14 protein-coding genes and 1 tRNA gene are annotated in these 12,489 nt (G+C 59.8%); 6 read left to right on the forward strand and 9 right to left on the reverse strand.

Annotated elements, in window-relative coordinates; all coding sequences use genetic code 11:
- Window positions 1-186 precede the first annotated feature (186 nt).
- Window positions 187-618, reverse strand: coding sequence for a YybH family protein (locus tag NKI72_RS27835; RefSeq protein WP_352501486.1), 432 nt, complete (start codon window positions 616-618; stop codon window positions 187-189).
- A 462-nt stretch (window positions 619-1,080) separates the two neighbouring features.
- Between NKI72_RS27835 and NKI72_RS27840 the strand changes: the two genes are divergently transcribed.
- Window positions 1,081-1,154 (forward strand) — tRNA-Gln (locus NKI72_RS27840).
- 343 nt (window positions 1,155-1,497) lie between these two features.
- Here the strand turns inward: NKI72_RS27840 and NKI72_RS27845 are convergent.
- From NKI72_RS27845 to NKI72_RS27870, 6 genes are all read right to left on the reverse strand, one after another.
- Window positions 1,498-1,911: a recombinase family protein gene (locus tag NKI72_RS27845; RefSeq protein ID WP_352501485.1), complete on the reverse strand. Its 414-nt coding sequence runs from the start codon at window positions 1,909-1,911 to the stop codon at window positions 1,498-1,500.
- Entirely contained in the window at window positions 1,889-2,893 is a 1,005-nt protein-coding gene (locus NKI72_RS27850) for a hypothetical protein (protein WP_352501484.1), read from the reverse strand. The genes NKI72_RS27845 and NKI72_RS27850 overlap by 23 nt, the downstream gene beginning before the upstream one ends.
- A gap of 13 nt (window positions 2,894-2,906) precedes the next feature.
- Complete coding sequence (locus NKI72_RS27855; protein ID WP_352501483.1) at window positions 2,907-3,470, reverse strand: hypothetical protein; 564 nt, start codon at window positions 3,468-3,470, stop codon at window positions 2,907-2,909.
- 484 nt (window positions 3,471-3,954) lie between these two features.
- Window positions 3,955-4,431 carry a hypothetical protein gene (locus NKI72_RS27860; RefSeq protein WP_352501482.1) on the reverse strand — a complete coding sequence of 159 codons (477 nt, stop codon included), beginning with the start codon at window positions 4,429-4,431 and terminating at the stop codon, window positions 3,955-3,957.
- A gap of 169 nt (window positions 4,432-4,600) precedes the next feature.
- On the reverse strand, window positions 4,601-5,260 hold the full coding sequence (locus tag NKI72_RS27865) for an acyl-homoserine-lactone synthase (RefSeq protein ID WP_352501481.1): 660 nt from the start codon (window positions 5,258-5,260) through the stop codon (window positions 4,601-4,603).
- Between the two features lie 83 nt (window positions 5,261-5,343).
- Window positions 5,344-6,066 carry a LuxR family transcriptional regulator gene (locus tag NKI72_RS27870; RefSeq protein WP_352501480.1) on the reverse strand — a complete coding sequence of 241 codons (723 nt, stop codon included), beginning with the start codon at window positions 6,064-6,066 and terminating at the stop codon, window positions 5,344-5,346.
- Between the two features lie 153 nt (window positions 6,067-6,219).
- Here NKI72_RS27870 and NKI72_RS27875 point away from each other — a divergent pair, with 153 nt between their 5' ends.
- The 3 genes from NKI72_RS27875 to NKI72_RS27885 are packed head-to-tail and all read left to right on the forward strand — an operon-like array spanning window position 6,220 to window position 8,959.
- Window positions 6,220-6,867, forward strand: a complete 648-nt coding sequence (locus tag NKI72_RS27875) for a cysteine hydrolase family protein (protein ID WP_352836445.1) — start codon at window positions 6,220-6,222, stop codon at window positions 6,865-6,867.
- Complete coding sequence (locus tag NKI72_RS27880; protein WP_352836448.1) at window positions 6,864-8,183, forward strand: type I glutamate--ammonia ligase; 1,320 nt, start codon at window positions 6,864-6,866, stop codon at window positions 8,181-8,183. The genes NKI72_RS27875 and NKI72_RS27880 overlap by 4 nt, the downstream gene beginning before the upstream one ends.
- Complete coding sequence (locus NKI72_RS27885; protein ID WP_352836451.1) at window positions 8,183-8,959, forward strand: N-formylglutamate amidohydrolase; 777 nt, start codon at window positions 8,183-8,185, stop codon at window positions 8,957-8,959. The genes NKI72_RS27880 and NKI72_RS27885 overlap by 1 nt, the downstream gene beginning before the upstream one ends.
- Before the next feature lie 63 nt (window positions 8,960-9,022).
- Here NKI72_RS27885 and NKI72_RS27890 read toward each other — a convergent pair whose 3' ends face one another.
- A complete protein-coding gene (locus NKI72_RS27890; RefSeq protein ID WP_352836454.1) occupies window positions 9,023-9,787 on the reverse strand; it encodes a hypothetical protein in 765 nt (254 codons plus the stop codon).
- 60 nt (window positions 9,788-9,847) lie between these two features.
- Complete coding sequence (locus NKI72_RS27895) at window positions 9,848-10,723, reverse strand: DUF7847 domain-containing protein (protein ID WP_352501475.1); 876 nt, start codon at window positions 10,721-10,723, stop codon at window positions 9,848-9,850.
- 146 nt (window positions 10,724-10,869) lie between these two features.
- Between NKI72_RS27895 and NKI72_RS27900 the strand changes: the two genes are divergently transcribed.
- Together NKI72_RS27900 and NKI72_RS27905 are read left to right on the forward strand one after the other, a co-directional pair.
- Window positions 10,870-11,502 (forward strand): DUF4129 domain-containing protein, encoded by a 633-nt coding sequence (locus tag NKI72_RS27900; RefSeq protein WP_352474990.1) that lies wholly within the window; start codon window positions 10,870-10,872, stop codon window positions 11,500-11,502.
- A partial coding sequence (locus tag NKI72_RS27905) for a DUF4350 domain-containing protein (protein ID WP_352851444.1) occupies window positions 11,499-12,489 on the forward strand: 991 nt, incomplete at its 3' end. The genes NKI72_RS27900 and NKI72_RS27905, both read left to right, overlap by 4 nt.

Genomic DNA, 12,489 nt, shown 5'->3' on the forward strand with positions numbered 1-12,489 from the left:
GTTCCATAAGAACTGCTGATCGAGCATTACCGCGTCGCCGATGTCGCGGTTTTTCAATGCGCCCGTGGGCCGAGAGTATCGGCGAGCAAATCGGCAAAGCCGTGAGAACCCGGAAAACGAGGCAGGCGGCGAAAAGAAAAATGGTGCACTGTCACCGTAGTTCCTAAAACCTCTCCGGCAACCCTTCTACTCCCCGACAATGGACGTCGGCGGGCGTGCCGAGGTTATCGGATCGGCATGACGAAGGACGATCCTCCACGTGCCTTCCTCGCGCCGGAATATGGTGGTGACTCGAAGCGCAATCGGCACCAGTTTGTTGCCACCGCCGACCTTGGATTGGAGCCGCTCGACCTCGATGATGTATCCCAAGTCGGCTGTCGCATACTCCGAGATGCGCTCAAAGCCGATGGCCTTGCCGTGCCGGTAATTGGTGGCGGCCCGTTCCATGGTCTCAGCGGCCTTTCTCCATCCCTTCGCCGGCGGGCCAAAGGGATTGGCAATAATGACGTCGTCCTGTCGCGAGTAGAGGTTTTTCAAGGGCTCAGGATCGCCCTTTACGAAGGCATCCAGAGCCAGATGATCCTGCTCGATAAATTTCGTCAGGTCGGAGGCTAACATCTTAACATCGCCCCATGACTACAAAGAGAACTCTATCAAGCGCTTCATCCGCCCTTCGGCTTGCCGTAGGCGTTCGGGCCGATGTCCGGAGTATAGATCAGAATTACGGTGAGTGCACTGTTTACCATGTGGCTCCCGCCGCATGGTGCACCTTGCCCGCGTTCCCGGTCTGCCGCATCGCCGGCACCGTACGGGTGAGCCAAAGCGTTTTCACGTCCGAAAGACTATGGTTTCACAAGAACTGCTCATCGAGTATTGCCGCGTCGCCGATGGCGCGGTTTTCAATGCGCCCCTGGGGCCGAGAGCATCGCCAGGCAAATCGGCAAAGCCGTGAAAACCCGGAAAACGAGGCACGCGGCGAAAGGAAAATGATGCACCGTCACCGTAATCCCGGCGGCGGCTACAAGGCACGCGCGGCGACATCGTCGCCCTGCCCGCGCGGTTTTCAACAACCGCGCCTGCTGGGGAATAGGTCAACGGTAGACCCACGGACTCTGACCCCGTTAGTCCTGGTTCGAATCCAAGTTCCCCAGCCAAACCTCATTTTTCGCCAATTTGGCTCTCTCGTCCGGCCCAAAGTTTGCAGCGGCAGTTAAGGTTTTCGCAAGCATGTCAAAGGGTTGGCGGAACGTAGCGACCACTTCGCCATCCTCCCAGGTGCAGTTCGATAGCACGAAGTTGAGCAACCGGCGTTTTTCGCGCGGTTCCTGCGCCGAGAACAGGCTTTGCGCGTTCCGGGCGAGGTCAAGAAGCCGTTCGATCTCGCGGTGGCAGCGGCTCTGCTCCTCGCGCCACCTTTGCGCCGCTCTTGGGATAGACCAGACCCGCCGCGTGCGCCTTGCGCGCCGCTTCCTTCAACGAAACGTCGCCGCGCGCATACTAGTCAAACAGCCGCGCCACGACCGGCGAGAGCGCTGGATCGACGGCGATGATTCTTCTTGCCGTCCGGGCCGGTGATGTTGCGATAGCCCAGCGGCGTTTCGGTCGGCCAGATGCCACGTCCAGTTCGTCGACCGTCACCCGATCCTTGAGGTTGCGATAAGGCCGGTCGGTCTTCTCGACCAGCACCACGCGAACGGATGGATGCGCCTTGAGATACGCTACCATCTCGCCGAAGGCGGTGCGGCCTGTCTGCTTGGCAGTTTCAACGTCGATGTATTCCTCGGCCACCGCGAAGCCGTTCGCCGCCGCTAGACGAGTGTCATTAATAATAGCCGCTGCATTTTGTATCCCCCTGAATGGTTCGGCGGACCGACCGCACCGCCCGCTTTCATTGACGGAGTAAATCGCCAAGAAAAATGCACTCCCAATACATGCTTTCTGCCCACGAGTTAGCCTTTGTCTCACGCTCCCAAGTCCATTGAAATCGATTGATGGACAGGCGGTCGGGAGCTGGACATGTCGTGAGAGCGTCTGCTTTGACTTCTTGGGTCGCGCCTTCATAAAGATAGCGAAAGAACGCGTTGTCGGACGTGCGCCCAAAAAGAATAGCTGCGGCTTGATCGACTTTGCTAAGATCCACGTCGAGTCGTCTGGCGAGCATTATGTCGACACCCACCAGATGTTGAGGATAGCCTGGATCATCGACAGTTGCGGCGCCAATTAGAAATTCGCCAAGGGGCAGGAGTACATCTTCTGGCATATGAAGTTCGCGCATGATGCGCCTGCACAGCGTGCCATCGACGCTGAGTTTCCGCGCTACTTCCTCGATGCGAACACAATCGGCTGGGCGAAGTGTGCAGCGCTTATCTGGATCGTCTGTACAGAAGCGCAGCCAACCTAATTGGACACACGTGCCGCCGACCTTAGCGAGACATGGACGATTCGCCTCTAACCAGGATAACCAACGTGAGAATCTTACAGCATCACCGGTTTGAACAGAATATAGCAATACCCCCAACGACTGGTCAGGAGAGAACGATACGTCATAAGCAGGCGCCTCCCAACCAATCCGCCGCGGAGACCGCCACCATCGACCATTGGTCCCCTGGGAACGCGCGACTGCATCACATCCCTCTGATTCTCCAGCGGCGCAAAGCAGGCCATTGAAAAGAGTCATGTCACCATCGTCGCAGTCCAGGGGCTGACCCACGATTTCCTTGGACGGGAACGTCGGAGAGGCTATAGCGCAGAGGAAGGCATTTTGTCGCCAAAGTACATCGCGGTCGGTCAGATCGTCTGCGCGGGCGGATGACAATAAGCAGGCAACGGTGCAGCCAATGAACCACCCCACCTTGGCCAGTTTGTACCAATTCATCAGCAGACCTTTTCGCATGTCTATCGCTAAATCAGTTATTAATAGAAATCGTCCCGGCAGCACAAAGATACCGGGTCCAATCCGCGGTTTTCTTTATCAATGTTACCTTGACGCGATTGCCCGTGAACGCTATCGGGTTGCCCCCAACGTCAAGCTGATAACTGAAACTAGTCCCGTCCTTACGATCGCCCTGAAAGAGAATTGTCGGGCGCGCCGCGCTCCCGCCGCAGTCGGCTCGCGCTGCATTGAAATGCATGTCGACAGGGCCATCGTAAACAAGATTGGTATCCACAGGATCGCCTACGGGGCCTTCCACCAACCAGACTCCGGCCAACGTCATCGCCTGTGACAGGACTGTCCGCACAAAACCGGGAATTCGTCTCTCTAGATCTGTGCATGCGGAAACATTGATAGCTATTGTCGACAAAATCCTCAAGACAGGTGGAAAATCAGAAGAGTATTTCACTGCGATTGTAGCTATCGCGATTGCGTCTTTAAGAGTTAATGCCGACACGTCTGCCTCTATCTGCTGCCGATTTGATATGGGATATAAAATATCCATCAAGGTTGCATCTACGTCCTCCCAGATATACATTAGGGCAGGCGCCCTGCTGAACTCTCCGGCGGCATACGCCTTTCTAAACAGATCCGAGAAAATGTCATGCGCTGCTATGAAGTCCAGCCCTAGCGGGCTCGCGTGGCAACCTTTAATTATATAGCCGCTGCTATCCCAACACTGCTTAGCGGCACTAGGAAAGGGGCAGTCGTAATGTTGTGACATCGTTGCGTGGTCCCAGTAGTCTTGGAACTGCGCGCAATCGCCGAATGAGAGTGCAGGGCAGGTTTGTGAAAAGCGAGGGGACTGGGCCGCAGCCGTCGGCGGACAAAGCAAACCAGCGCCCAATGTAAGAATTAGTGTCATCAAAAAAAAGAGCAAGCACCCGATCACGCTGGCTGAAGAGCGACGATGACCCCCAAGATAAGTGACCAATAAAGCACCCTTTCACTGTTCGACCATATCGATAAGCTTGGGACGTTACCCTGGATGGGCACGTGGAGAGAAGTACGGGTAGTAACCCCTACCAGCAGGCCTTCGTCGTGCTCCAGGTCGATCCGTTCACCGTGGCTGTCGCGTAAACACACCGAGGCGTACGACAGTACATATTATATTCCTTAATCGTTTTGGCACAGATTGATGTAGAGTTGCACGTTTGGTCTCCCGAGTCGCCCCCGACCTGAAAGTGCAGGGTTAGCGAGTCAACATTCACCGGTTGGCTGTTAATATCTTTACCCGTGGTTGTTTTAGTTTCGTAGTAATGCTCGTCATATAGATAATAACAATCTGTTTTTCCCTTGGAATGCAGCCAAATTGCACCCGAGGTAAGTACCGCTTCTGGCGACAATACGTCAAGCGAACCGTCAGTTTTCTCTTTCAATGGAAGTGCAATAGATGCGCTGGCTTCGCTCGATGTAAGAGGAGGCGCATCCGTTTGGCCGGCCGCAGAACCGATCATTAGCCCCATAGTTAAGATAAACGCTACAAAACGACCGCTCATTGCCATCTCCTTTAAAAAATAAGCGCGATATTACATCCCTCTGGGCCAAGCGTTATCTTCGGCGATGTTAGATGCCTGCTGCCGCCGATCGTGTGTGCCGACAGGGTCGTGGCATCAACCGCCAGCGGCGGCAGATAGCCGAACCACACGTCCCATGGCTTCAACCCGGTCACGAAGCAAACTCTATGATATCGCTGGTTTTTGGGAGGAACGGCAATTGCGTCCCCCGCCGAACCAGCAGACTCTGCTCGAACCCCAAGATCTTCCGAACGCTCGCGAGCGCCGCCTCATTCACCTCGATATACGCGACGATATACCATTCGCCGTTTTCTTCCCTGGCCATGCCCATCGGCTCGGCGCGCCACTTCAGCGCGCCATGGTGGGGCATGAAGTAGGTTTCCTGGATGCCGCCGACGGCGCTGAGGCCCTCGTCGAGAGCGTACTCCATCACCGCGCAGCACAGCTGCGTCAGCGTGCCCCTCAGTCCGGCAGTTCGTTTGTCGGGAACGACGAATGTGCGGGTCCATTCGGCCCAGTCGGGACGCCTCGGGACGCCCGATTTTTCACACATGTGAGAAAAAACCTCCGAGACCATGTGCGGCTCGCTCGTTGGGATCAATCGAGCCGAAGTCACTACGCGACCATCTTCAATACCAAGCAGGTAAGTCGCCGCGTCGGTATCGAATTGGTCTAGCTCGCGACCGTCCGGGCTCGGAGGGCGCCAATGTTTCTGGTGCACGAAGAAGTCGTGCCGGCGGCGCAGAAACTCGTCGAATTCGTTTTCGTAGAGATGCTTGTTATGCGCATTGACTACGTGGGCCGTTATCATGGCGCGATCCCCCGATCGTTCTCGCAGGGATACTCGCAGTCGCGCTAATATACGTCACCTGTCCGATGGGACAGTTGACGCGATTAGGGATGGATCAGACGCCGGCGCACCGCCTCGACGACCGCCTGCGTGGTCGTGCCGACGCCAAAAGCCTCGCGGGCCCGCGTCGAGTGCCATTTGACCGTGCGCTCGGTCAGGCCAAGGATCTGCGAGGTTTCCGATGAGGTCTTGCCGGCCGCGGCCCACAAGAGCACTTCTTTTTCGCGGTCGGTCAGCACGCCCTCGTGGTCGTCATCGTCATTCGCCAAGGCCTGGATCGACATGCCCGCGTATACCGCCATGGTCACCAGTTGCACCTGATGGCGCGGCGACAGGGTGCAGGCCTTCGCGGAAGAGGCAAACGACAGCACGGATTGCCAATGGTGAACGCTGAGCATCGGTACGGCGAAGCCGCTACAGATGCCGAACTCCGTCGCCTCACCGGCAACGCGTCGTGAGCCTTCCGTATCCGACCACTTTGCCGGGACTTCGGACCACAGGAACGGCTTCAGGGTCTTTGCCGAGTAAATGCAAACACCATCAGCCGCGGCATGCTCGGCCTCGACATAGCGTTCGAACCAGCCGGCCGGCCAGCCATTCAGTTCGACCATCGGTGCAAGCTTCTGCCCACCGAGCGGCACCCCGCTCAGGATAAGGTGCTCGAAGCCGAGATTCCTCACGGTCTCGAGAAGGTCGCCCAGCAGCGGCCCGGTAGCTGTATGTTTCCTGCAGCGTTCGACAAAGTCGAACACATCTGAATCGATCATGACACAGACCCCCCGTCTCCACGCCCGAAAACAAAGCTTATCTTAAATTAGAGACTTCGAATACTCCCAATAAGTGTGTCCGCGACGCAGGACGCGTGGACCAAAATCAGCTAAATCAGCCGGATTGTAGTCAGCAACACAGGACCCCCAAGCATGACGCCATCACTGCCGAAACGAAACGAGCCGTTCCGGGCTGGCGAAACCGCGCTGCTGCTGGTCGACATGCAGCGCGTCTGGCTGGAGCCGGGTGCTGATCCAGCGCATCCGGAGCGCGGTCCCGATCACTATTTCTACCGGCAGACGGCGTCGCAGACGATCCCCAACCAGGAGCGCCTGCTGGCGGCGGCGCGGGCCAACGGCGTCGAGGTGATCCATACAATCATCCAAAGCCTGACCGAAGACGGCCGCGACCGCTCGCTCGACCACAAGCTGACGCCGATCCACATCGCGCCGAGCCGGCCGGAGGGGCTGCCGGTGCCGTCGCTGGCGCCGGTCGGCGACGAGATCATGCTGCCGAAGACATCGTCGGGCGTCTTCAACTCGACCAACATCGACTATGTCTTGAAAAACCTCGGCGTGCGTTATCTGATCGTCGCCGGCATCATGACCGACCAGTGCGTCGACATGGCGGTGCGCGATGCCGCCGATCGCGGCTATCTCGTCACCTGCCTATCCGATGCCTGCGCCGCCGCCTCGCAGGAGCGTCATGACGGCGCGCTAAAAGCCTTCGGTGGCTATTGCTGGGTCACTGATACCGCCACCGTTACAGGCCGTTTCGAAGCCTTGGGACAAGCTGCATGACATCGACCGTCGAACCGCTGGTTGCCGTCGTCACCACCGATCTGTCGGCGATCACGCGCGGCCGCTCGGTCGTCGAAAGCAAGCTGCAGAAGATCGCCGCGACCGGCGTCGGCTGGCTGCAGGCCAATCTGTCGCTGACGCCGTTCAACTCGATCGTCGATCCCAATCCGTGGGGCTCGTCAGGCGATGTGCGGCTCGTTCCCGATCTCAACGCGCGGTTCCGCACGGCGCTGACCGGATCGGCGACGCCTTTCGACATGGTCGCCGGCAACATCGTCGAACTCGACGGCAGCCCGTGGGTCGGCTGTACGCGGACCATGCTCAAGGATGCGCTGGCGGAGTTGAAGACAGCGGCCGGGCTTTCCGTCATCGCCGCCTTCGAGCATGAATTCCATATCGAGGGCGAGTTCACACCGGCTCATTCGATGTCGTTGGCCGCACTGCGCCGCGCCGACCCGTTTGCCGCCAATCTGATGGCGGCGCTAGCGGAAGCCGGCGTCGCGCCCGAAGTGGTGATCGCCGAATTCGGCACCGACCAGTTCGAGGTGACGTGCGAGCCGGCCGATGCGCTTGCCGCGGCCGATCGCGCCGTCGCCATCCGCGAGATCACGCGCGAAGTCGCGCGATGCGCCGGCTGGCGGGCGAGCTTCGCGCCCAAGATCGCTCCGGATGCCGTCGGCAACGGCGTCCACATCCATTTCAGTTTCGTCGACGAGGCCGGCAAGCCGGCGACCTACGACCCGGCCCAGCCTGGCGGCCTTTCCAGCCGTGCCGCTTCGTTCTGTGCCGGTGTGCTGCGCCACCTGCCCGCGATCACCGCCATGACGGCGGCGAGTGTGTCGTCCTACTACCGGCTGAAGCCGCATAGCTGGAGCTCGTCCTACACCTGGCTTGCCGATCGCGACCGCGAGGCGAGCCTGCGCATCTGCCCGACGGTGACGATCGGCGGGCGCGATCCGGCGCGGCAGTACAACATCGAATACCGGGCGGCCGACGCCACCGGCAATCCCTATTTGTCGCTGGCGGCGATCGTGCGCGCCGGGCTGGAGGGGCTGAAAGCCAAGCTGCCGGCGCCGCCGCTGGTCTCGGGCGACCCGATACAGATGAGCGTTGCCGAGCGCAAGAAGCTTGGCCTCGTGCGGCTGCCGGAAACGCTGCCGATGGCACTCGACGCGCTCGTCGCCGACAAGACCGTCACCGGATGGTTCGCGCCGGTGTTCGTCGAGACCTTTGTCGGCCTCAAGCGGCATGAGACCGAGCGCCTCGCCGGTCTCGACCCAGTGGCGGTCTGCGATCTCTACCGGACGCTGTATTGATGGCCGAGCCGCTTGCCAACGCCATCCTACCGGAAGGTTGGCCACCCGCGGTCGACGCAATCAACGAAACGGGGCGTTCCGATATCGTTCTGATATGCGAGCATGCGTCCAATCATATCCCGGCCGAGTATGCGCGGCTCGGTCTCGACAGCCGCCATTTGCAGCGCCATATCGCCTGGGATATCGGCGCCGCCGCAGTGACCCGCGCTCTGTCGAAGCTGCTCGATGCTCCGGCTTTCCTCAGCTCCTATTCGCGGCTTTTGATCGATCTCAACCGGCCGCTTGGTTCCAGCGGCAGCATTCCGGTGCAATCCGAGGACACCGGCATCCCCGGCAATGTCGGCCTCGATCCGGAGGAGCGAAGCCGGCGTGCCGAAATCATGTTCGCGCCGTTTCATGACCGCGTGGCCGCCCATCTCGACGACCGGGCGAAGCAGGGCAGACCGACGCGGATCGCGACGATCCACTCCTTCACGCCGGTCTTCCTCGGCATTGCGCGGCCCTGGCACGCCGGCGTGCTTTACGATCGGGCAGTCGATTTCGGCCAGGCAGTGCTTGCCGGCCTGCGCGCCGACAGCGGGCTCAACGCCGCGGCAAACGAGCCCTACGTGATCAGCCGCGACGGCGACTATGCCATACCCGTCCACGGCGACGATCGCGGCATTCAGGCCGTCCTCATCGAGATCAGGCAGGACCTGCTCGCGAGCCGCTCCGGCATCGAGGAATGGGCGAAGCGGCTGGCGGCGGCATTGCCGGTGCAGACACAGGCTTTGTGAACAAGCTCGGCTCAGTAGCGCAACGCGAGAGCCGAGCCGTCGGTGAAAAGCCTCCACCCGTCCTCAGGAGAAGATTTCCGTCAAGTCTTCGACGCTGGTGCCTTCCTTGACTTGCCGCAATTCGACATAGCTGACCGCTGCGGCGATCGACAATACGACTTGCTCGGCTGCGCCCCGCAAGGCGTCCAGGAAGAACCCGAGCGTAATGCCTAAGGAAGATAGGACGCGGTCCGACGCAAAATTGATTGCGACCGAAGCCACGAATAGGGGAAACCAGAGACCGAGCAGACGCCAGCGGCTCCCCTTGGAAAGGTCGCGGCTGCGGCCCAAACTCGCGAATACCCCCAGTTTTTCCTGAATCAGAACCGGTATCGCTACAACCCAGAGAACCAACAACAAAAATCCCGGAACGACGAGCAGCACGAGGCCGACTGTGAAGCCAATGTTGACAATCAGCGAAATGCCGATTGCCGGCAGCAGGAGTGCCACGGCCGTCCCGATGCAATCACGCATCGACGGCCGCTTGCCGCTCAAATCCTCGATGGCAGCGCGCGTCAAAGCCACCTCCAGCAAGGACATGAGGACAATATAGCCGATCGCGCCAACCACCGTGAGCGCGACCCGTTGAACCGAGAATTCCGGGCCGCCATGCTCGACATTCGTAACGGTATTCCTGAACCAGAGCGCAAATACGAATCTCGGCAGGGCGGAGAAAATCAAGGCAAGCCCTAGGCAAAGAACGGGATTGCGTCCGATGACGGCAAAGCTGTCGTTGAAAACCCTGCCGATGCGAAATTTGTCGGGCTGTTCCAGCGTTATTGACGCCACGATATTACCTATCCAGTCCAGACCGATCCTGACGCGATGAAGGCAGCAAATCCCTTGCCGCTACGAGAAGATTTCCGCCAAGTCTTCGACGCTGGTGCCTTCCTTGATTTGTCTCAGCTCGACATAGCTAACGGCGATGGCAACCGATATTACCGTCGACACGACCGTTGACACAACGGCGCTTCCAATCGCGCCCACAATCAGGCCAACGGTCGAGAGGCTGCCGGTAAGGGCGAAAGCCAATCCAAACACCAAAGCGAATGCCATTTGGAAGGCAATCGCCACCAAGAACAGAATCAGCAAAAGGCCGAATAGTGACCAGCGGCTGCCCTTCGTCAGGGCGCGGCTCCGCGACATCGAGCCAAACACGCCAAGGCGCTCCTGGATCAGCACGGGTACGGAAACCGATATACCAAGCAACCACATGATGCCGGGAACAAGCAGCATCACGAACGCGATGATCGTCCCGAAGATCGGGATAATCAGCCCTGCGACGGCAATCGCAACAACCCCGAGGACCATGACGAAAAAGACCACCAGCCCGATCCCAAGCGTCGGGAATATGCAGCGTAAAGCTATTTGGATGCAGTCACCGATTGCCGGGCGCTTGCCGTTCAAGTCTTCTATCGTCGCCCTCACCAGTGATGATTGAAACAACAAAGCCAGCACAAGATATATCAAGCCAAAAGCCACCGATATTAACGAGTTGCGTAGAATCGCCGAGGGATCGGCAACAGCCAGAGTTTCGGGACTAGCAATATTGATGTTGGCAAAATTGCTGTAATTCCAAAGGTTAAGCACCAGTGCCGGAAGGGCGGAAAAAAGAGCCGCTAGTCCGACCAACAGACCCGGATTGCGGCCGATAACCGCAAAACTGTTGCTGAAAACCCTGCCGATGCGAAACTTGTCCGACCGTTCCAATGTCGTTGAAACCATGATGCGTCCCCCGCTTAATCACCGCATATCGGCTGGTGATCCCCGCATTAAATGTGCCAACATTGGAGGTTGACGTCTAGTCCACTTGCAATTGTCTTGCCGCATTGCCAGTGTCGGCTGGGGAACCACAGGTTGCAGGGGAGAGGGTGGCGTTGGCACAGCCAGGCACAGCGGAAGCCGAACGGCTGACCAATCTGCACAAGCAGCTGATCGCCGATGAGTCGATCCAGTTCGACCTGCCGGCCTATGTGCCGCCAAAGCCGCCCGAGTGGCTGAAGCCGCTGCAGGATTTTTTGTCGTGGCTCAGTCCCTACATGATCTATCTGTTCTGGGGGGCGGTGATATCGGGCGTCGCAATCATCCTGCTTTTGGTCTTCCTCGAGGTGAAAGGCATCGCCTGGCGGCTGCCATGGCAGCGCGCGCGGCCCGAAGTCGAAGACGAAGAAACCTGGCGCCCAGACGCCGGCGCCGCGCAGATCCTGTTGTCGCAAGCGGATGCGCTGGCCGCACGCGGCGACTACGACGAGGCGGTTCACCTTTTGCTTCGGCGCAGCGTCGCCGATATTGCCGGCCGGCTGCCGGACTTCCTGCGCCCGTCGCTCACCGCGCGCGACATCGCCAATGCCCCTTCCCTGCCGGGAAGGGCGCGCCATGCGTTTACCGAGATCGCCCGCATTGTCGAGGCGGCGCTGTTCGCGCGCCGGCCGGTCGGCGCGGAAGGCTGGCGGCAGGCGCGCGGCGCCTATGAACGTTTCGCCTTCCGGGATGCCTGGACGTGAGCGCACCGGCGGTCGAGGCACAGGAGCCGTTCAATCGAAAGACACTGTTTTGGGGGATTTTCGCCAGCCTCCTTGCGGCAGCCGGTTTCTTCCTGCTGTCCACCTATGCTCCCGATTTCCGGCAACCCGGCAATGGCGGCGCCACGCCGCTGTCGAAAAGCGGCGTCGGCTACGCCGGCCTGGCGGAATGGCTGCGGCTCACCGGCGAAGCGCCCTTGATGGCGCGGACCGAAGACGATCTTGCCAGAGATATACTGCTGATCGTCACCATCTCGCCCGACAGCGATCCGGAGGCGCTTGACCGCATTCTTGAGCTTCGCGATGACCGCGAGACTCTCTTCGTGCTGCCCAAATGGCAGACCTTGCCCCTCCAGCAGCATGAGGGATGGAAGATGAAAATCGAGCGTTTGCCCGACACCGTAGTCAACAATTGGCTCGGCCGGATCGCCAAGGCCAAGCTCGGTGTCGGCAGGAGCACCGTCGAGCAACTCGAGATCCGGGGCCATCTCGTCGCCGCGCCGCAAGACATGCAATGGGTTGCCGACGATCACCCGATCATTGCGGCAGGCAGCGGCAAGGCCGTCCTCGTCGAATTCCAAGACAAACCCTTTTTTATCCTGACCGACCCCGACCTAATCAACAATTCCGCGCTTGGAGATGCCGACAAGGCGGCCGCGGCGCGCGACCTGATCCAATGGCTGCGGCCTGGCAAGGGTCTGGTCATGTTCGATCTGACACTGCACGGCGGGGCGCGGAAATATGACCTCGCCAAGCTTCTGGTCGAGCCGCCGTTCCTGGCGCTGACACTGACGATCCTGATCGCTGCGGCGCTGGCGTTCCTGCATGGCCTTGGCCGGTTCGGCCCGCCGCGGTTAGACCACCGCGCGCGCGCCGAGGGCCACCGGGGGCGGGTGGAGACCCCCGCGGGGGTCAGGCGGCGGGGCCGGCGCGGGGGCCCGCAGGGGGGGCGCGCGGGGGGCGGGGTTT

The sequence above is a fragment of the Mesorhizobium sp. M0437 genome (assembly GCF_040321335.1).
Lineage (GTDB): Bacteria > Pseudomonadota > Alphaproteobacteria > Rhizobiales > Rhizobiaceae > Mesorhizobium.

Excerpts from the sequence above, each read along its gene's own strand:
- NKI72_RS27895 (WP_352501475.1), bottom strand. The coding sequence starts at position 10,723 with ATGGTTTCAACGACATTGGAACGGTCGGACAAGTTTCGCATCGGCAGG.
- NKI72_RS27855 (WP_352501483.1), bottom strand. The coding sequence starts at position 3,470 with ATGTATATCTGGGAGGACGTAGATGCAACCTTGATGGATATTTTATAT.
- NKI72_RS27865 (WP_352501481.1), bottom strand. The coding sequence starts at position 5,260 with ATGATAACGGCCCACGTAGTCAATGCGCATAACAAGCATCTCTACGAA.
- NKI72_RS27850 (WP_352501484.1), bottom strand. The coding sequence starts at position 2,893 with ATGCGAAAAGGTCTGCTGATGAATTGGTACAAACTGGCCAAGGTGGGG.
- NKI72_RS27875 (WP_352836445.1), top strand. The coding sequence starts at position 6,220 with ATGACGCCATCACTGCCGAAACGAAACGAGCCGTTCCGGGCTGGCGAA.
- NKI72_RS27885 (WP_352836451.1), top strand. The coding sequence starts at position 8,183 with ATGGCCGAGCCGCTTGCCAACGCCATCCTACCGGAAGGTTGGCCACCC.
- NKI72_RS27860 (WP_352501482.1), bottom strand. The coding sequence starts at position 4,431 with ATGAGCGGTCGTTTTGTAGCGTTTATCTTAACTATGGGGCTAATGATC.
- NKI72_RS27870 (WP_352501480.1), bottom strand. The coding sequence starts at position 6,066 with ATGATCGATTCAGATGTGTTCGACTTTGTCGAACGCTGCAGGAAACAT.
- NKI72_RS27880 (WP_352836448.1), top strand. The coding sequence starts at position 6,864 with ATGACATCGACCGTCGAACCGCTGGTTGCCGTCGTCACCACCGATCTG.
- NKI72_RS27835 (WP_352501486.1), bottom strand. The coding sequence starts at position 618 with ATGTTAGCCTCCGACCTGACGAAATTTATCGAGCAGGATCATCTGGCT.